General features: G+C 64.7%; 18 protein-coding genes. 7 read left to right on the top strand and 11 right to left on the bottom strand.

Annotated elements, in window-relative coordinates:
• Window positions 1-170 precede the first annotated feature (170 nt).
• Window positions 171-1,409, bottom strand: coding sequence for an acyltransferase family protein (locus tag ACX1DW_RS12810; protein WP_200600235.1), 1,239 nt, complete (start codon window positions 1,407-1,409; stop codon window positions 171-173).
• Between the two features lie 143 nt (window positions 1,410-1,552).
• Between ACX1DW_RS12810 and ACX1DW_RS12805 the strand changes: the two genes are divergently transcribed.
• Window positions 1,553-2,632, top strand: coding sequence for a serine hydrolase (locus tag ACX1DW_RS12805; RefSeq protein WP_200600233.1), 1,080 nt, complete (start codon window positions 1,553-1,555; stop codon window positions 2,630-2,632).
• The gene (locus tag ACX1DW_RS12800) at window positions 2,629-3,684 is read left to right on the top strand and encodes a serine hydrolase (protein ID WP_234464348.1); all 1,056 of its coding nucleotides are present in this window, start codon (window positions 2,629-2,631) and stop codon (window positions 3,682-3,684) included. Before ACX1DW_RS12805 ends, ACX1DW_RS12800 begins: the two co-directional genes overlap by 4 nt.
• A gap of 34 nt (window positions 3,685-3,718) precedes the next feature.
• Here the strand turns inward: ACX1DW_RS12800 and ACX1DW_RS12795 are convergent, their stop codons facing one another.
• The 3 genes from ACX1DW_RS12795 to ACX1DW_RS12785 form a co-directional block, all read right to left on the bottom strand.
• The gene (locus tag ACX1DW_RS12795) at window positions 3,719-4,123 is read right to left on the bottom strand and encodes a carboxymuconolactone decarboxylase family protein (protein ID WP_125869448.1); all 405 of its coding nucleotides are present in this window, start codon (window positions 4,121-4,123) and stop codon (window positions 3,719-3,721) included.
• A 235-nt stretch (window positions 4,124-4,358) separates the two neighbouring features.
• Window positions 4,359-4,736 (bottom strand): MerR family transcriptional regulator, encoded by a 378-nt coding sequence (locus tag ACX1DW_RS12790; RefSeq protein ID WP_133456224.1) that lies wholly within the window; start codon window positions 4,734-4,736, stop codon window positions 4,359-4,361.
• The gene (locus tag ACX1DW_RS12785; RefSeq protein ID WP_200600231.1) at window positions 4,733-5,860 is read right to left on the bottom strand and encodes a methyltransferase; all 1,128 of its coding nucleotides are present in this window, start codon (window positions 5,858-5,860) and stop codon (window positions 4,733-4,735) included. Before ACX1DW_RS12785 ends, ACX1DW_RS12790 begins: the two co-directional genes overlap by 4 nt.
• Window positions 5,861-5,956: 96 nt before the next feature.
• Here ACX1DW_RS12785 and ACX1DW_RS12780 point away from each other — a divergent pair, with 96 nt between their 5' ends.
• Window positions 5,957-6,733, top strand: coding sequence for a ferredoxin--NADP reductase (locus tag ACX1DW_RS12780; protein ID WP_011912123.1), 777 nt, complete (start codon window positions 5,957-5,959; stop codon window positions 6,731-6,733).
• Between the two features lie 97 nt (window positions 6,734-6,830).
• Here ACX1DW_RS12780 and gdhA read toward each other — a convergent pair whose 3' ends face one another.
• The 6 genes from gdhA to ettA form a co-directional block, all read right to left on the bottom strand.
• On the bottom strand, window positions 6,831-8,168 hold the full coding sequence (gene gdhA, locus ACX1DW_RS12775; protein WP_200600229.1) for an NADP-specific glutamate dehydrogenase: 1,338 nt from the start codon (window positions 8,166-8,168) through the stop codon (window positions 6,831-6,833).
• A gap of 267 nt (window positions 8,169-8,435) precedes the next feature.
• A complete protein-coding gene (gene siaD / locus ACX1DW_RS12770; RefSeq protein WP_110778060.1) occupies window positions 8,436-9,221 on the bottom strand; it encodes a biofilm regulation diguanylate cyclase SiaD in 786 nt (261 codons plus the stop codon).
• 12 nt (window positions 9,222-9,233) lie between these two features.
• A complete protein-coding gene (gene siaC / locus ACX1DW_RS12765; RefSeq protein WP_110778059.1) occupies window positions 9,234-9,611 on the bottom strand; it encodes a biofilm regulation phosphoprotein SiaC in 378 nt (125 codons plus the stop codon).
• A 17-nt stretch (window positions 9,612-9,628) separates the two neighbouring features.
• Window positions 9,629-10,171: a biofilm regulation protein kinase SiaB gene (gene siaB / locus ACX1DW_RS12760; protein WP_133456221.1), complete on the bottom strand. Its 543-nt coding sequence runs from the start codon at window positions 10,169-10,171 to the stop codon at window positions 9,629-9,631.
• A 15-nt stretch (window positions 10,172-10,186) separates the two neighbouring features.
• The gene (gene siaA / locus ACX1DW_RS12755; RefSeq protein ID WP_200600227.1) at window positions 10,187-12,178 is read right to left on the bottom strand and encodes a biofilm regulation protein phosphatase SiaA; all 1,992 of its coding nucleotides are present in this window, start codon (window positions 12,176-12,178) and stop codon (window positions 10,187-10,189) included.
• A 164-nt stretch (window positions 12,179-12,342) separates the two neighbouring features.
• Entirely contained in the window at window positions 12,343-14,010 is a 1,668-nt protein-coding gene (gene ettA / locus ACX1DW_RS12750; protein WP_063544247.1) for an energy-dependent translational throttle protein EttA, read from the bottom strand.
• A gap of 265 nt (window positions 14,011-14,275) precedes the next feature.
• On the opposite strand from ettA, the gene glyA reads away from it, so the two are divergent.
• From glyA to ACX1DW_RS12735, 3 genes are all read left to right on the top strand, one after another.
• On the top strand, window positions 14,276-15,529 hold the full coding sequence (gene glyA, locus ACX1DW_RS12745) for a serine hydroxymethyltransferase (protein ID WP_200600225.1): 1,254 nt from the start codon (window positions 14,276-14,278) through the stop codon (window positions 15,527-15,529).
• Window positions 15,530-15,672: 143 nt separating this feature from the next.
• Complete coding sequence (locus ACX1DW_RS12740; RefSeq protein ID WP_133456218.1) at window positions 15,673-16,134, top strand: methyltransferase family protein; 462 nt, start codon at window positions 15,673-15,675, stop codon at window positions 16,132-16,134.
• Window positions 16,135-16,190: 56 nt separating this feature from the next.
• Entirely contained in the window at window positions 16,191-16,559 is a 369-nt protein-coding gene (locus ACX1DW_RS12735; protein ID WP_110778055.1) for a PilZ domain-containing protein, read from the top strand.
• 5 nt (window positions 16,560-16,564) lie between these two features.
• On the opposite strand, the gene radA is transcribed toward ACX1DW_RS12735, so the two are convergent.
• On the bottom strand, window positions 16,565-17,926 hold the full coding sequence (radA, locus tag ACX1DW_RS12730) for a DNA repair protein RadA (RefSeq protein ID WP_200600224.1): 1,362 nt from the start codon (window positions 17,924-17,926) through the stop codon (window positions 16,565-16,567).
• 116 nt (window positions 17,927-18,042) lie between these two features.
• Here radA and ACX1DW_RS12725 point away from each other — a divergent pair, with 116 nt between their 5' ends.
• Complete coding sequence (locus ACX1DW_RS12725; RefSeq protein WP_200600222.1) at window positions 18,043-18,477, top strand: CopD family protein; 435 nt, start codon at window positions 18,043-18,045, stop codon at window positions 18,475-18,477.
• Window positions 18,478-18,507: the final 30 nt, after the last annotated feature.

The following is an 18,507-nucleotide window of genomic DNA, read 5'->3' as shown; positions in this document are numbered from 1 at the left end:
TGCGGAAGATGGAGCCGCTGATCGTCCCCACGCTGCGGCGTGGTGGACCGCGCCGTTTTGACGCTACGCGGTCGGAGGGGTTTGAGTCCGTGTTGCCTGTAGGTTTTCGGTCGCTATCTTTCTTCGCTATTTCTGGAGCGCATGGGCATGCGACTTCACGCGCCCCGGCATCAAACCTTCAATACCCGCCTCAGCAGGAACTGCCTCACCGGCACCACCGCTCGCTCCTGCGCCAGCACGCAGACCACGATGCACAATCCCAGATACAGCGGATAGAAGGCCGGCGTCAGCGCCAGTTCCCCCGCCTGAGCCACGCAATCGGCCCAGTCCTCGATGCATTCGGCCGACAGTGCCCCGAGCAGCTTCTCCGAGCGCGAGAAGAGGATGAACACCGGCACATGCAGCACGAACAGCGGCAACGAGGCCGCGCCCAGGCGCTGTGACCAGCCGACCACTGCGGCACTGCGTGGCGTGGCGATCAGCGCGCAGAGCCAGACCAGCGCCAGTTGCGCCGGCAGCAGCAGGCCGTTGTGCAACAGGAAATACCAGTAGCGTTCGCCCTTGAGCAGCCACACCGTGGCCAGAAAGCTCGCCAGCACGAAGGCCCCCAGTGCCAGCCGTGCTGCGATGCCGAGTTGCCCGCCGGCCGCTCGCCATTCGCGGAACAGCCCGCAGAGCAGAATGCCGGCGAGAAATTCCGGCAGCCGCAGCAGCGGCATGCGGTGCAGCATGCCGGTGACGGGAATGCCGTAGGCATCCTGCTGGATCGCCCACAGCGGCGGTAGCAGGTAGAGCGCGGCGATTGCCAGCAGCCACCAGCCCTTGTGGCGCAGGCGCATTAGGCGCGGTGCCAGCAGCGGGAAGCACAGGTAGAAGAAGAACAGCGTGGAGATCGACCACAGCGGCGGGTTGAACGTCAGGTACAGCGGGTTCCAGGCATGCAGCATCAGCAGCTGCAGAATGAAGTTGAACGCCAGCTCGCGGTTGTTCATGAAGTACTCGAGGGCGTCGCGGGCCTCGCCGCCGAGCTCCTCGTTGGTGTCGTAGACCACATAGCGCAGGCTCGCCTTGGCGTCGTCCGGCGGAATGCCTAGCTTGGCGATGATGGCCAGCACGATGGCCGTCAGCAGCAGCGAGAACAGGTGCAGCGGGTAGAGGTTGGCCAGGCGTTTGCCGAGGAAATGCCGCGCCGGCTCGCGCAGTTCGCCCTGCCGACAATAGACGTGCGCCAGCAGAAAGCCGGAGAGGACGAAGAAGCTGCTGGTGGCGAAGAAGCCGATGCCGGCGAGCTCCGAGAGCCAAGTCGGCTCGTCCTCGACGTAGGCGTGCACGGTATGGAACAGCACGACATAGATGGCCAGCAGAAAGCGCAGCCACTCCAGTCCGATGAAATGTTCGGTGCGCGCCACTGCTCCACTCCTGCGTCGGTTGATAGTCATCGGACTCGCATCGACGCCAGCGGTTGCGCTGCACCGGTAATCGGGACCCGGCGCACGGCCGCCAGCGCCGGTGGTCGGATAAGTGGGAAATGCACCATTCGATCCGGAGGCCCATGTTGTTGCCCGCCCAGCTTCGTTCACCGTTCGCCGCTCTGTGTCTGCTGCTGATCACGCTGTCGCTCGCCCAGCGCGCCGTGGCGCAGGACAGCATCGAATGGAGCGGCCCGTTCCTGGCGCGCCTGGCGCAGGTGGACAGGCAGACACCGGGGCAACTGGGCGTCTACGTCAAGGACATGCAGACCGGCATCTCGGTCTCCTACCACGGCGAGGACGCCTGGTACCTGGCCTCGACGGTCAAGGTGCCGATTGCCATCGCGGTGATGCGCCGTGTCGAGCAGGACGACTTGACGCTGGACAGCCCGGTGACCCTGCTTGCCAGCGACTATGTCGACGGTGCCGGCCCGACCAACAGCCATGCGCCAGGCAAGGCGCTGAGCGTGCGCTATCTGCTGGACCAGATGTTGATCCACAGCGACAACACCGCCAGCGACATGCTGATCAGGCTGGTCGGCATCGAGCAGGTCAATGCGGTCACCCGCGAGCTGGTGCCCGAGGGCTTCGGGCCGATCACCACCCTGGCCGATGTGCGACGGCTGATCTATGGCGAACTGCATCCGGCGGCGCGCACCCTGTCCGGTAAGGATTTTCTCGCCCTCAAGCGGCAGCCGAACGACGCCGGCCGCCTGGCCTTGCTGCCGCGGCTGATCGGCGTGGAGCGCAGCGCGCTGGTGCCCATCAGCCTCGGCGAGGCCTACGAGCGTTACTACGCCACGCCGTTCAACTCCGGCACGCTGAAGGCCTATGGCGATCTGCTCTCGGCACTCGATGCCGGCACCGCGCTGGGGCCGGCGAGCACCGAGTACCTGCTGAGCGTGATGCGCCGGGTTGAGACCGGCGCGCGGCGAATCAAGGCTGGCCTGCCGTCCGGCACCGTGCTCGCCCACAAGACCGGCACCCAGCGCGCGCGCATCTGCGATGCCGGGCTGGTGGACCAGCCAGGCGCGGCGGACTCGACGTCCCAGCGCCTGATCATTGTCGCCTGCGTGCGCGGGGTGGCCTCCACCACCCAGGCCGAGCGGGCATTGCGTGGCACCGGCGAGGCCGTCGCCGCAGCGGGGTTGATTCGAAGATGAGCAGATTGATCGCGTTGGGCGCACTGCTGGTGCCACTGGCCGGCCTGACGGCCTGCACCGAACAGGCCGAGGCGACCTGGAAGGATGGGCTGGAGCAGGAGCTGCGTCGGGTCGACGAGGCGTCGCCAGGCAAGCTCGGCGTGTACATCAAGCATCTGGGCGAGGACGCCGAGCTGCGCTACGACGCCGAGCGCTTCTGGTACCTGGGCTCGGCAGTGAAGGTGCCGATCGCTCTGGCCGTGCTGCAGGGCGTCGACGATGACGAGTTTCGCCTCGATCAGCGGCTGACGCTGGAGGCGGAGGATAAGGTGGACGGCTCCGGCGATCTGGTCTGGCAGGACAACGGCGTCGATTACTCGCTGCGCGACCTGCTCAAGGAAATGCTCATCGAAAGCGACAACACGGCCGCCAACATGCTGATCCGCCTGGTCGGCGAGGATGCGCTCAACCAGCGCACCCGCAAGAGCATGGGCGGCGACTTCGAGGCCATCACCAGCTTTACCCAGGTGCGGCGCGACGTATACGGCGAGGTACATCCCGATGCCGCCCGGCTGGACAACATGCAGCTGGTAGAGCTGGCCTCAGCGCCGTTTAGCAAGCCGCGTTATGAGGCGCTGGCGCGGGTACTCAATCTGCGGCAGGACGAGTTGAAGGCGGCGAGCATGGAGCAGGCCTACGAGCGCTACTACGCCCGCCAGCTCAACTCCAGCAGCCTGGTGGCCTACGGCACGATGCTGGAAAAACTGGTGCGCGGGGAGTTGCTGTCGGCCGAGAGCCGCGATCTGCTGTACGGCTTCATGAAGCTCGATTCCTATGACAACTACCGGCTCGAGGCCGGGCTGCCGGAGGACGTGCCCTTCATCCAGAAGACCGGCACGCAGCTGGAGCGCGCCTGCCATGTGGGCGTGATCGAGCCAGAGGACGAGCGCCGTGCGATCGTCGTGGTGGCCTGCGCCGAAGGCCTGGACGAAGGCAAGGAAGCCGGCAGCCTGTTCGAACAGGTCGGCCAGGCGATCAGCAAGGCGTTGCTGAGCGAGGCGCCGCCGAACTGAGCCGCGCCTGCAGCAAGGCAAGCCCGGCAGTTGGTCATTCGTTGGTGTTGCCGGTCGGCAGCAAACCTCGTTCGGCGAATACCGCCTTGACGGTGTGCATGCCATTGAGTGCCGCCGGGAAGCCCGCATAAACCGCCATCTGAATGACCACTTCGACGATCTGCTCCGGCGTGCAGCCGACATTCAGCGCGCCGTGAACGTGCACCGCCAGCTGCGGTTGGCAGTGGCCGAGCGCGGTGAGCGCCGCCACGGTCGCCAGCTCGCGCTGGGGGAGGTCCAGGCCGGGGCGCTGATAGATGTCGCCGAAGGGAAACTCGATAACGTAGCGGGCCAGGTCCGGTGCGATGGCTTGCAGGCTGTCGATGACCTTGCGCCCGGCTTCGCCGTCAATTTCTTCGAGCTTGGCCAGGCCGTTTGTGTAGCGGGTCGATGCAGACATGGAGCGTTCCTCTTGATGGGTAAGGGCCGTACGCGGCCGCGCCGGCCCGGCCCGCGGGTTGCGCGGCAAATGGCGCCAAGCGGCGTTGCGGGACTTGGCAAGGGAACCCCATTACCTGCGTCCCGCGCCTGCGGAACGCCGCCCGGCCATGGCACCATTTGGTGCAGCAACGCGGCTTGCGACGAAACGGGAACAGACCCTAGAGGAAAGCCTGCGGGTTGGAGTCAGCTCCAGGTCAAGCGGAAGTTTGCTGGCGATACAGGGCGATCTTCGCGCGCAACGCGTCGAGATGATCATGGTCGCGCTGGATGCGTTCCTGCAGCCGGGCCGCATGTTCTTCGAGCAGCGCCTGGCGCGCCGCCAGTGTGGTATCGCCTTGTTCGCGCAGATCGGCGTAGCGGATGATGTCGTCCAGCGCCATACCGGTGTCTTTCAGGCGCAGGATGAAGCCGATCCACTCCAGGTCGCGCGGGCCATAGACGCGAAAACCGCTGACATCCCGAGCGACCTGCCGTAGCAGGCCGATCTTCTCGTAATAGCGCAGCGTGTCGGCGGACAGCCCGGTACGTGCGGCGAATTGCCGGATGCTCAGGCGGACCGGCACCTCGTTCATGCCTTGATCGACCGCAGAACGACGAATTTCGGCGTGGCGGCGACCTGCTCGGCATTGCCGAACAGACGCTTGAGCTTGAGGTGATAGCCGAGGTGGCGATTGCCGACGATCCACAGCTCGCCGCCCTTGGTCAGTGCCGCCTTGGCCTGGGTGAACATGCGCCAGGCGAGGAAATCGCCGACCACCTGCTGCTGGTGGAACGGCGGATTGCACAGCACCAGATCCAGCGAGGCCGGCGGCTGCTCGGCCAGGCCGTCGCCGGCGCGGATATCGGCCGGGCGCTCGCCGAGGATCGCCTGCCAGTTCTCGCGCGCCGACTGCACCGCCATATAGCTTTCGTCCACCAGGGTCAGCTCCGCCTGCGGGTTACCCAGCGCATAGATGATGCCGAGCACGCCGTTGCCGCAGCCGAGGTCGGCGACACGCAGCGCGCCGAGCGCCTTGGGCAGATGCGGCAGAAAGGCGCGCGTGCCGATGTCGAGCCCCTCGCGACAGAACAGGTTGGCGTGGTTGAGCAGCTCCAGTTTTGGCTGGTCGAGCTGATAGCGGGTCGGGTAGGGCGACCGCGGTGCCGGCTTGTCGACCGGCGTTGCGCTGAGCAGGCGGGCCTTCTTTACCGCCAGCGAAGCCTGCACCGGGCCGATGTACTGCTCCAGCAGATCGCCGGCGGCACGCGGCAGGTGCTTGATCATCGCCGCTGCGATCACCTGCGCGCCGGGCGCCAGCTGGCCGTGCAGACGGATCAGCTGTTCTTCCAGCAGGGCGAGGGTCTTCGGTACGCGAATCAGCACCCGGTCGAAGGGCCCATGAGCCACTTCGCTGGCGGGAACGAATCGCACGCGTTCGGCCGGCAGGTCGTTGCGTGCCAGGTTCTTCTGCAGGGCCAGATGGGCCAGATGCGAGTCGCCGCTGCTGGTCACCTCGACATGCGCGGCCAGCGAGCAGGCCAGCGCACCGAAGCTGTCGTTGAGAATCAGCACCCGCGCGGCCGTCGGCAAACCCTGTTCATGCAGCGTGGCGAGCAGGTATTCGTCGGCAGCGTCGAAGGCCTGCAACGGCTCGTTGGGCTGCTCCGGTTGACGGATCAGGTCGAGGCTGGCGTACGGAGTGTCGAGAATAGGCATGAGAACTGGCGGTGTTTATCTGCGTCGGAAAGGAGTATCAACAATTCACGGGCGCTGCGAGCGGCAGGTCCGGCAGATGCTCGGAGGGAGCGAAGTATGACCGCCAGCGAAGAGAAGTTCACCCGCCAGCGCCTGCTCGAGGTGCAGACGCTGACGCCCAACCTGTTCACCCTGCGTACCAGCCGTGATCCCGGCTTTCGCTTCACCGCCGGGCAGTTCGCGCGCCTCGGCGTGCGCAAGCCCAGCGGCTGTATCGTCTGGCGTGCCTATTCGATGGTCTCGGCGCCGCATGACGAGTTTCTCGATTTCTTCTCCATCGTGGTGCCGGACGGCGAATTCACCAGCGAGTTGAGCCGGCTCAAGGTCGGCGACGAGTTGCTGGTGGACAAGCAGGCTTTCGGCTTCCTGACGCTGGATCGCTTTCCCGACGGTCGTGACCTCTGGCTGCTGGCCACCGGCACCGGGATTGCCCCGTTTCTGTCGATCCTGCAGGACTTCGAGGCCTGGCAGCGCTTCGAGCGCATCATTCTCGTCTACAGCGTGCGCGAAGCCCGCGAGCTGGCCTATCAGCAGCTGATCGCCGAACTGCCTCAGCGCGACTATCTGGAAGGTCTGGGCGCGAAGCTGCTGTATCTGCCGGTAGTCACGCGCGAACGGGTGCCCGGCGCGCTGCATGGGCGCATCACCACGCTGATCGAGAACGGCGAACTGGAGCGCGCCGCCGATCTGCAGCTGACGCCTGAGCATTCGCGGATCATGCTCTGCGGCAACCCGCAGATGATCGAGGACACCCGTGCGGTACTGAAAGCCCGTGATCTGAACCTGGCGATGACCCGCCGGCCCGGTCAGGTGGCAGTGGAGAACTACTGGTAGTCGATTGCCGCGGGAAGCCCCGCAAAGCAAAAGCCCCCGCCGGACGATCCGACGGGGGCTTTGTCTTTCTGGCCAGGCTTGCCGGTCGGCGCGGCCGTTACACGACGCCCTGGGCCAGCATGGCATCGGCGACCTTGACGAAGCCGGCGATGTTGGCGCCCTTAACGTAGTTGATCCGGCCGTTTTCCTCGCCGTGGGCGACGCAGGCGTGGTGGATCGACTGCATGATGCCGTGCAGCTTGGTATCCACCTCACCGGCGGTCCAGTGCAGGCGCATGGCGTTCTGGCTCATCTCCAGGCCGCTACAGGCCACACCACCGGCGTTGGAGGCCTTGCCCGGTGCGTAGAGGATGCCGGCCTCGAGGAACAGGTCGACGGCTTCCAGGGTCGACGGCATGTTCGCGCCTTCCGCCACGCAGATGCAGCCGTTCTTCAGCAGTGCGCGGGCGTCTTCGCCATCCAGTTCGTTCTGCGTGGCGCAGGGCAGGGCGATGTCGCACGGCAGGCTCCACGGACGCTGGTCGGCCATGAAGGTCACGCCGAACTGCGTGCCCATCTCTTCCAGACGACCGCGACGGACGTTCTTCAGGTCCATCAGGTAGGTCCACTGCTCGGCAGTCATGCCGTCCGGGAAGTGCAGCGTGCCGCCCGAGTCGGACAGCGAGACGACCCGGCCACCCAGCTCCATGACCTTCTGCGCCGCGTACTGTGCGACGTTGCCGGAACCGGAGATCGCCACGCGCTTGCCGTCGAAGCTGCTGTGGCTGCTCTTGAGCATTTCCTCGGCGAAGTACACGCAGCCGTAGCCGGTGGCTTCCGGGCGGATCAGACTGCCGCCATAGGCCAGGCCCTTGCCGGTCAGGACGGAGGTGAACTGGTTGGACAGGCGCTTGTACTGGCCGAAGAGGAAGCCGATCTCGCGACCGCCGACGCCGATGTCACCGGCCGGCACGTCGAGGTCGGCGCCGATGTGGCGGTACAGCTCGCTCATGAACGACTGGCAGAAGCGCATCACTTCGTTGTCGCTCTTGCCCTTGGGATTGAAGTCCGAGCCGCCCTTGCCGCCGCCCATGGGCAGCGAGGTGAGGGAGTTCTTGAAGACCTGCTCGAAGGCCAAGAACTTGAGCACGCCGAGATTGACCGACGGATGGAAGCGCAGACCACCCTTGTACGGGCCGATGGCGCTGTTCATCTGGATGCGGAAACCGCGGTTGACCTGGACGCGGCCCTGATCGTCGACCCACGGCACGCGGAAGATGATGGCGCGCTCCGGCTCCACCATGCGTTCGATGATGCCGGCCTGCATGTAGTGCGGGTGGGCTTCGAGGAATGGCCAGAGGCTGCGAACCACTTCTTCCACGGCCTGGTGGAACTCGGGTTGGTGTGGGTCGCGTTGCTTCAGGCGGGCGAGAAAGGCATCAACGGTTTCGATCATCAGTAGGCCCTCGGCGACCGCTTGTTGGCAGTCATTGATAATTTTGGCGGGCGACTGTAACAAACCTGATTTGCACCGCGGAAGTGCGTTCTGACTCGGCTGTGCCTTTCAGTGGTGCGTAGATAGGTAAGCCAGCTGGCGTAAGGTATCGCGCAGAGCGCCTCTGGGGCGGTTGTTTCAAGGTACTTCAGGAGAGCTGAAACTGAAGCTGGATCAATTGGCGCCAAAATGGCGCATTGAGTGCGTCATTATTGTGCGCTGGCGGAGTTAGTCCGCCAGTTCGCAGCGGTTGCGACCGCTGCGCTTGGCGCGCAACAGGGCCAGGTCGGCGCGGTTGATGGTATTGGAGTAGGTTTCGTCGGCATGCAATTCGGCGATGCCCATGCTGGCGGTGACGCCGAGCAGGTCGTCGTTTACCCGCACGCCCAGAGACGAGATGCTGTCGCCCAGGCGGCGCATGACCGTTTGGGCGGTCGCGGCCGTGCACTCAGGCATCAGGATGAGGAATTCTTCGCCGCCCCAGCGCCCGCACAGATCATGTTCGCGTATTTCCGACTCCATGACCCGCACCACCTCGATCAGCACCCGGTCACCGACTTCATGGCCGTACTCGTCGTTGATCACCTTGAAACGATCGATATCCAGCATCACCACGGCCAGCGGTCGCGCATAGCGCTTGGCGCGCTCGCTTTCCTCGCGCAAGCGTTCGGTGAGCAGGCGGCGGTTGGCGATCCCAGTGAGGGAATCCAGGGTCGAGGCCTCACGCAGCGAGGCGTTGAGGTCCTGCATCATCATTTGGTAGCGGTCAGAGATGCGCGCGACCTTTTCCAGCTGGCGCAGCTGCTTGTCGAAACGCGCCGCCAGGCTCAGCTCGCGTTCGCGGGCGATGCTCTGGTAGCCATCCGACACGCGAGCGATGCGCTCGATGCGCCCGAGCAGATCGTGATGGGCGCTCCACAGCTGGCTGAGGGCCTCCTTCAGTGGGTGGCCTTCGAACTCTGGATTGGCAAGGAGACCGGCGATCTCCTGTTCTAGCGGCGATGGCCCGCGCATATCGACCTTCCGTCAGTCGTGGCTCTGGATGGCAAAGGGGAAGGTGCAGTCTTCCTTGAACTCTTCGGCCAGCTCGACCACACGCTCGTTGCGGATGTCGTAGTACCAGTTGACCGCCACCTGGCGACCGTCCTGGAAGGCCGCTTCGAGCAGGTCGAAGATGTCCATCATCGCCTTGATGCTGCTGGTGTTGAGGTACAGCAGGCGCAGCTCGAGGCTGAGTGGGTGGCTGGCCTGGGCGAGAAAGCGTTCGATCCACTCGTAGACCTGATGGAACAGCTCGTAGGAATTCTCAGGGTAGGAATCGCCCCGCATCGAGACGATGCCTTTTTCCCAGTCGGACTGGATTTCAGGGGTGGACTGGCTGCCGGGGATGGAAAAGTCGTTCATGGGGATGCTCTTGGGATTCAGATGACGGCGCTCAGGCTGATGAAAGACAGTTCGTCGGAGACTGGCTGCAACGAGGCCTTGAGCGGTTCGCTGGACTTGCGGGCGATGTCGATCAGGCCAAGCCCTGCGCCAGACGCCACGTGCTCGTCGCGCGGCTTGCGCAGTTGTTCCTTGTACAGAGCCTTCAGTTCGGCTTTGTCCTTCTTCGCCAGTTCCGCGATGGCATCGAGCAGTACCTGGCCATCGGCGGTTTCGATCAGGTTGCCGGCCGAGACGACATAGCGGCCCTGGTCATCACGGGAAACCACCACGGTGGCCCCGGCCTGCTGATCGGACCAGTTCTTCTCGCGGGTGTAATGACGGATGTTCTGGGTCATCTCGATGTATACGGCGAACACATCCATGGCCGAGGAGGGGTGCGCTTGCTCCTCGCTCATGTAGTTGCGCAGCGCATTGCCGATTTCTTCGATCAGACTGCGTGAGATGGGGCCGTTGAAGCACAGCATGATCTGTTGCTGGTTGTAGGATTCGCGCATCGCGAACATGTCAATGGAGGCCATGGCCAACTCCCTGTCTCAATCGAAACGGAAACATAACATCGTGATGTCGTCGCGCTGCGGGAAATCGCCCTGGTAGCGCGCTAGCGCGCGGCTGAACGCCTCGCCCTGCTCGGCCAGTGGCAGCTGCGCGTGCTCGCGGATCATGCTGGCGAAGCGGCTGTTGCCGAAGCCGTAGCCCTGTTCGCCGCCAGCCTGGTCGAGAAATCCGTCGGTGGTCATGTAGAAAGTGCGTCCCGGCAGCAGGTCGATGCAGGTGTTGTGGTATTCGCCGACCCGCTTGTCACCGATGGAGCGTCGGGCCGCCTTGATTTCCTGCACGTCTGCGCCGTCGCAGTAGTACAAGGCAATCTTCGCGCCGGAATAATGCACCTTGCGCTGGCGAAGATCGACATAGGCCAGGCCGATATCCATGTTCGTCGCCAGGGCGTGGGAGCCGTTTTCGTCACGAAGCATGCTGCGCACGATGGCATCGGTGCGTGAAAGTGCCGCAGCGGGATCCTGCAGGCCACTACTGCCCAGCGCCTGGTCGATGGCCGCATGGGCGAGCATGGTCATCAGTGCGCCGGGAACGCCGTGTCCGGCGCAGTCGACGACGCCAAACAAGCAGCCTTGCTCGTCGGCGCGGTACACGTAGAAATCGCCGCCGACAACATCACGCGGACGCCAGAGCACCGCATGGCGGTCACCCATGGCGGTCACCAGCTGGCGGTTGGGCAGGATGGAGCGCTGGATCAGGCTGGCGTAATCGATGGAGTCGTCGATCTTCTTGTGCGCTGCTGCCATCTCGCGATTGGCCTGCTCTAGGTCACGGGTGCGCTCGCGTACGCGCTTCTCCAGTTCGCTGGTGTGGCTGCGGACCTGCTGCGCCATGGTGCCGAAGGCTGCACTGAGTTCGCCGATCTCGTCCTGGCGATGCAGCGGCAGCGGCGCGTCGTAATGCCCGGCCGCCAGCGCCTGGGCGCTGCGGCGTAGCTGGCGCAGTGGCTTGAGCACACGCTTTTCCACCAGCCAGGCGCCGCCGCCGATCAGCAGCAGGAACAACACCAGGAACAGGCCGATGGCCGGCAGCAGCGGGCGGATCTCGACCACCTGCGCGGTGCCCAGGTCGACGGCGCTGGCGACGAACCACTGCAGTTCAGGAATCCAGCTCAGTGCCAGCAAGCGGGGCGCGCCGTCCAGAGTGACGCGCAATGTCGTCACCGTGCCGGGGTTTTCGCGGCTTTCCGCCATGGCCTGCCGCACTGCCGAGGCCGCGCTCAGGTCGTCGAGCTGGCCGAGAATGCTGGTCGACAAGGAGCGTCCGCGCGCGGTTTCGGCATTCAGGGTGACCAGATTCTGGTTCGGGTGGACCAGGATCGAGCCATAGGCATCGAGCACCATCGACTCGACCCCGACCTTGCCGGAGGCGATGAAGTCATCGAGAAAGGCCTTCAGGCTGATACCCGAGCCGACCAGCCCCAGGCGGCGCTCGCCATCGCGTACCTGCACGTTGAACCATACCTTCAGCTCGCCGGTCACGACCGAACGATCGACGTTGATGGCGTAAGGGGCATCGCTTTGCAGGGTCAGGTAGAACCACTCGTCGCGCGGGTTGTCCGGACTCATCTGATAGCGCGGCGCATCGCTGCGTGGCTGATCGGGCCCGTTGGAGTAGTAGCTGTTGCTATGCGCCGACGCGGCGAAGTAGGCGTGATCGCCGAGTGCCTGCTGGTAGCCGGCGGCTTCCTTGAAAAAGATCTCACGCTTGGCTGGATCGCGCTCATCGCTCAGCCAGGCGAGGGTCAGCTGCGAGGCCGCCAGCCGTTGAGCCAGGGCCAGCTCACGGGAGACCGGCGCGAACAGGCGCTCGCGGTTGAGTTGCACGACATTGCGTGCATAGGCTTCGCCAAAGCGATGCTGCACACCGAGCAGCGCTTCGCGGCCGATGAAGCCGGCAAACACGAAGGCCAGCAGGCAGCTGAGCAACAAGGCCAGCAGTGATTTGCCGCGCAGTCCCAAGGCTGCCATGCGAGTTCCTTTCCTGTCGCGAAGTCGTGGCGCGGTAGATGATTGCCGGCCGGGGTCAGAGAGGGCGGCAATTATCCGACATAAGGCATTTTGCTACTAGTTCGTTCGTCGCCTTTCTGACGCAAGAACGGAGCCATAAGGCTCCGTTCGGGTTTTCCACAGCGTTATTGCGCGAGCTTCTTGTACTTGACGCGGTGCGGCTGGGAGGCGGCGTCACCGAGGCGTTTCTTGCGATCGGCTTCGTACTCGGTGTAGTTGCCTTCGAAGAACACCACGCTGCCATCGTCCTCGTAGGACAGGATGTGGGTGGCGACCCGGTCAAGGAACCAGCGGTCGTGAGAGATCACGATGGCCGAACCGGGGAAGTCCAGCAGTGCCTCTTCCAGCGAGCGCAGGGTCTCGACGTCGAGGTCGTTGGACGGTTCGTCGAGCAGCAGCACGTTAGCGCCCTGCTTGAGGGTCAGCGCCAGGTGCAGGCGACCGCGCTCCCCGCCGGAGAGGTCCTTGACGAACTTCTGTTGGTCGGCGCCCTTGAAGTTGAAGCGACCGACGTAGCTGCGCGACGGTACCTCGTAGTTGCCGATGCGGATTTGGTCGAGGCCGTCGGAAACCGCTTCCCAGACCGTTTTGCCGCCGTCCAGGTCGTCACGGCTCTGGTCAACGCAGGCCAGCTGCACGGTTTCGCCGATCTCGATGCTGCCCGAATCCGGGGTTTCCTTGCCCATCAGCATGCGGAACAGCGTGGACTTGCCCGCGCCGTTGCCGCCAATCACGCCGACGATGGCGCCCTTAGGTACGCTGAAGGACAGGTCGTCGATCAGTACGCGATCGCCGTAGCCCTTGCGCACGTTCTTCAGCTCGATGACCTTGTCGCCCAGGCGCTGGCCGGCCGGGATGTAGATCTCGTTGGTCTCGCTGCGCTTCTGGAATTCCTGCGACTGCATCTCCTCGAAGCGCTGCAGGCGGGCCTTGGACTTCGACTGGCGGGCCTTGGCGCCCTGGCGTACCCACTCCAGTTCCGCCTTCATGGCCTTCTTGTGTGCCGACTCCTGCTTGGCTTCCTGCTCCAGGCGCGCGGCCTTGGCTTCCAGCCACTGCGAGTAGTTGCCCTCGAAGGGTATGCCCTGGCCGCGGTCGAGTTCGAGAATCCAGCCGGCGACGTTGTCGAGGAAGTAGCGGTCGTGGGTGATCGCCACCACGGTGCCGGGGAAGTCGTGGAGGAAATGCTCCAGCCAGGCCACCGAGTCGGCGTCCAGGTGGTTGGTCGGTTCGTCCAGCAACAGCATGTCGGGGGCCGACAGCAGCAGGCGGCACAGCGCGACGCGGCGCTTCTCGCCACCGGACAGGTGGCCGACCTTGGCGTCCCACGGCGGCAGGCGCAGTGCGTCGGCGGCTACTTCCAGCTGGCGCTCCAGGTTGTGGCCATCGGAGGCCTGCAGGATCGCCTCGAGCTTGGCCTGCTCGGCGGCCAGCGCGTCGAAGTCGGCGTCTGGCTCGGCATAGGCGGCATAGACGGCATCCAGACGGGTCTGGGCGTCCTTGATCACGCTGACCGCTTCCTCGACGATCTCGCGCACGGTCTTCTCGGGATCGAGCTGCGGCTCCTGCGGCAGGTAGCCGACATTGATGCCCGGCATGGCGCGGGCTTCGCCGTCGAACTCGGTGTCGACGCCGGCCATGATGCGCAGCAGGGTGGACTTACCGGCGCCGTTCAGGCCGAGCACGCCGATCTTGGCGCCGGGGAAGAACGACAGGGAAATGTTCTTGAGGATCTCACGCTTCGGCGGAACGACCTTGCTCAGCCGGTGCATGGTGTAGACGTATTGAGCCATGGAAACAGATGCCCGTGACAGTGGTGATGGATGCCGCCCCGAAGCCGCCAGGGCCGGGAAGAAAAGGGTGGCATGTAAAGGGCGCAAAGCTACCCGAATGGGCCGGTCAGGGCAAACCGCGGCGGTGCTGTCGGTGGGGCCTGCGCGGGTCGGTAGGGCGCTCGCGTTCATGCTGACCATGACCAGCGCTCATACCCGCAACGGCGTGGATGGGGTAGAATCCGCGCCTCACTTTTTAACCGCCAGCTGACCTCAGAGGACTGCCATGTTCAGCCGTGATTTGACCCTCGCCAAATACGACGCCGAGCTTTTCGCTGCCATGCAGCAGGAAGCCAAGCGTCAGGAAGACCACATCGAGCTGATCGCCTCGGAGAACTACACCAGCCCGGCGGTGATGGAAGCCCAGGGTTCGGTGCTGACCAACAAGTACGCCGAAGGCTACCCGGGCAAGCGCTACTACGGCGGTTGCGAGTACGTCGACGTGGTCGAGCAGCTGGCCATCGATCGCGCCAAGCAGCTGTTCGGCGCCGACTACGCCAACGTCCAGCCGCACGCCGGCTCCCAGGCCAACGCCGCGGTTTACCTCGCCCTGCTCAGTGCCGGTGACACCATTCTCGGCATGAGCCTGGCCCACGGCGGCCACCTGACCCACGGCGCTTCCGTGTCGTCCTCCGGCAAGCTGTACAACGCCGTGCAGTACGGCATCAACGATCAAGGCCTGATCGACTACGACGAAGTCGAGCGCCTGGCCGTCGAGCACAAGCCGAAGATGATCGTCGCCGGCTTCTCCGCCTATTCGCAAAAGCTGGACTTTGCCCGCTTCCGCGAGATCGCCGACAAGGTCGGTGCGTATCTCTTCGTCGACATGGCGCACGTGGCTGGTCTGGTTGCTGCTGGCGTTTACCCGAACCCGGTACCTTTCGCCGACGTCGTTACCACCACCACCCACAAGACCCTGCGCGGCCCGCGCGGCGGCCTGATCCTGGCCAAGAAGAACGAGGAGATCGAGAAGAAGCTCAACTCCGCGGTCTTCCCGGGCGCCCAGGGCGGCCCGCTGGAGCATGTCATCGCGGCCAAGGCGGTGTGCTTCAAGGAAGCCCTGCAGCCCGAGTTCAAGGCCTACCAGCAGCAGGTGGTGAAGAATGCCCAGGCCATGGCTGAAGTGTTCATCCAGCGCGGCTTCGACGTGGTTTCCGGCGGCACCCAGAACCACCTGTTCCTGCTCAGCCTGATCAAGCAGGACATCACCGGTAAGGACGCGGACGCCGCCCTGGGTCGCGCCCACATCACCGTGAACAAGAACAGTGTGCCGAACGATCCGCGTTCGCCGTTCGTCACCTCCGGCCTGCGCATCGGTACTCCGGCGGTCACCACTCGTGGTTTCGGCGAAACCGAGTGCCGCGAGCTGGCCGGCTGGATCTGCGACATCCTCGACAACATGGGCGACGAGTCGGTGATCGAAGCGGTCCGTGGCAAGGTCGAAGCCGTCTGCACCAAGTTCCCGGTGTACGGCAACTAAGCGTCAAGGCGCTGCAAACGGAAGGCCCGCGCAAGCGGGCTTTCTGCTTTCTGGCGCCGGCAACCGCTGTTGGCTTGATCCTGATCGGTCGCTTCGGGCGTGCGCCGCGCTAGACTCCGCACACCGCTCATCGGAGTTCTGGCATGTTCAAAAACGCCACTGGCGTGATCCTTCCTCCGCCAATCATCTATCTGCTGTTTCTCGCGGTCGCCTGGTTGCTCGAGGCGCTGCTGCCCGTTGCGCTACCGAAGAATATCTGGACGGATTACTTCGGTTGGGGGCTGATCGATGCCGGCGTATTGCTGATGCTCTGGGCCGGTTTGTTGATGCTCTGGCGCAAGACCACGGTCAATCCCTACGGCAAGCCGGCGAAATTGCTGGAGGAGGGGCCGTTCCGCTTTTCGCGCAATCCGATCTACCTGGCCGACAGCCTCATTTACCTCGGCATCGCGCTGCTATGGGCGTCGCTGTGGCCGTGGCTGCTGTTCCCTGCGGTGATCGTGACCATGCAGCGTGGCGTCATCGTGCATGAGGAGCGGCTGCTCATCCAGCTGTTCGGCGATGACTATCGGGCCTACTGCGCGCGCGTCCGCCGCTGGTTGTGACGGCGGCTTCGGCTGGTACTGTCCTATAGTGAACCCAGACTTCGCGGAGTAATGCCATGAGTGATTCGTCCAGTGAGCGCCGGCGCTTTCAGCGCATCGAGTTCGACGCAGCCACCGAACTGGTGCAGGGTGAGCGTTGCTGGTCGGTGGAGCTGCATGACCTGTCGCTGAAGGGGCTGCTGGTTCGTCGTCCCGCCGACTGGAGCGCTGACGCCGAGCAACCCTTCGTGGCACGGGTGCGCCTTGCCGACGACGCCGAGGTGCGTATGGAGGTAAGCATGGCTCATGAGGAAGGCGAGTTGATCGGCTTCGTCTGCCAGCACATCGACCTCGACTCGATCGCTCATTTGCGACGTCTGGTCGAACTCAACCTTGGCGACGAAGCGCTGCTGGAGCGTGAGCTGGCAGCGCTGGGCGGCGCCTAGCCGACTCATTCGAACAGCGCGTCGAGGGCCTGCTCCAGGCGCGTCACGGCAATGATCTGCAGGCCGGGCGGGGCCTCCTTCGGCGCATTGCCCTTGGGCACGATGGCGCGCTTGAAACCGTGCTTGGCGGCTTCCTTCAGGCGTTCCTGGCCGCTCGGCACCGGGCGGATCTCGCCCGATAAACCCACCTCACCGAACACCAGCAGGTCGGTGTCCAGCGGGCGATTGCGCAGGCTGGATATCACCGCAGCCATAAGGGCGAGGTCCGCAGCGGTCTCCAGCACCTTCACGCCGCCTACCACGTTGATGAACACGTCCTGATCATAGGTCGGGATGCTGCCGTGGCGGTGTAGCACGGCCAGCAGCATGGCCAGGCGGTTCTGGTCCAGACCCAGGGTCACGCGGCGCGGGTTGGCCAGGTGGCTGGTGTCGACCAGGGCCTGCACTTCCACCAGCATCGGCCGGGTGCCTTCCCAGGTGGCCATCACCACGCTGCCGGGCACTGCCTCCTGGGCGCGGGTGAGGAAGATCGCCGAGGGGTTGGTGACTTCCTTCAGGCCCTTGTCGGTCATGCCGAACACGCCGAGTTCGTTGACTGCACCGAAGCGGTTCTTCACCGCGCGCAACAGGCGCAGGCGGCCATCGGATTCGCCCTCGAAATACAGCACCGTATCGACCATGTGCTCGAGCACGCGCGGGCCGGCCAGCGCGCCTTCCTTGGTGACGTGGCCGACCAGGAAGATCGCCGTGCCACTCTGCTTGGCGAAACGCACCAGCAACGCCGCGCTCTCACGCACCTGGGCGACGCCGCCGGGCGCCGACTGCAGCTGCTCGGTGAAGATGGTCTGGATCGAGTCGATGACCATGACCTTGGGCTTTTCCAGCCGCGCGGTGGCGATGATCGACTCGATGCAGGTTTCGGTCATCACCTTGAGCCTGTCCTGCGGCAAGTCCAGACGGCGCGCGCGCATCGCCACCTGCTGCTGGGATTCCTCGCCGGTGACATACAGCGCCGGGAAGCGCTGGGCGATGGCGCACAGGGTTTGCAGCAGGATGGTCGACTTGCCGATGCCTGGGTCGCCGCCGATCAGCACCACCGAGCCGTCCACCAGGCCGCCGCCGAGCACGCGGTCCAGCTCGCCGGAGGCGGTGGAGAAGCGCGGCACTTCCTCGACGCTGACTTCGGCCAGGGTCTTGATGTTGGCCTGATCCCCGGCCCAGCCGGCGCGGCCGGACGGTGGCGCGGCGCCGTCGATGACGGTTTCGACCAGGGTGTTCCAGGCGCCACAGTCGCCGCACTGGCCGGCCCACTTGGGGAAGGTCGAGCCGCATTCGGTGCAGCCATACATGCGCTTGGCCTTGGCCATGGGAAACTCCGGGTCGGGGAATGGGTGTCGCATGATAACGGCTGACTTGATTGCCATCAGCCACAAGCGGCGCGGGAACCGCCAGACTGTAAACAAATCGAGCAGGAGTGCGTGCCATGCGTCATCTGTTGTTTCTGCATCTACTGGGAGCGAGCGTCTGGGTCGGCGGGCACCTGGTGCTGCTGCTGGGCGTGCTGCCCAGGGCCATGCGCCAGCGCGATCCGCAGCCGGTACGCCAGTTCGAGCAGCTTTACGAGCGCATCGGCATCCCGGCACTGCTGATTCAGATCGTCACCGGCTTCTGGCTGGCGAGCCTCTGGCTGCCCCATGCCCAGTGGTTCGATACCACACCGCTCGCTCGGCTGGTGCAGACCAAGCTGGTGCTGCTCGGCTTGACCGCGCTGCTCGGCGCCCATGCACGGCTGGCCTTGATTCCGAAGCTGGACGGGCAGCGCCTGCCGCAGCTGGGCCTGCATATCGTGCTGATCACGCTGACTGCCGTGGCGTTCGTCTGGGTCGGTTCGGGTTTCCGTTTCGGCGGCCTGTTCTAGCGGGGTGTGCAACGAAGAAGCCCGCCGAAT

This window comes from Stutzerimonas sp. KH-1 (genome assembly GCF_054483855.1).
This window is presented reverse-complemented; position numbering and strand designations above follow the sequence as displayed.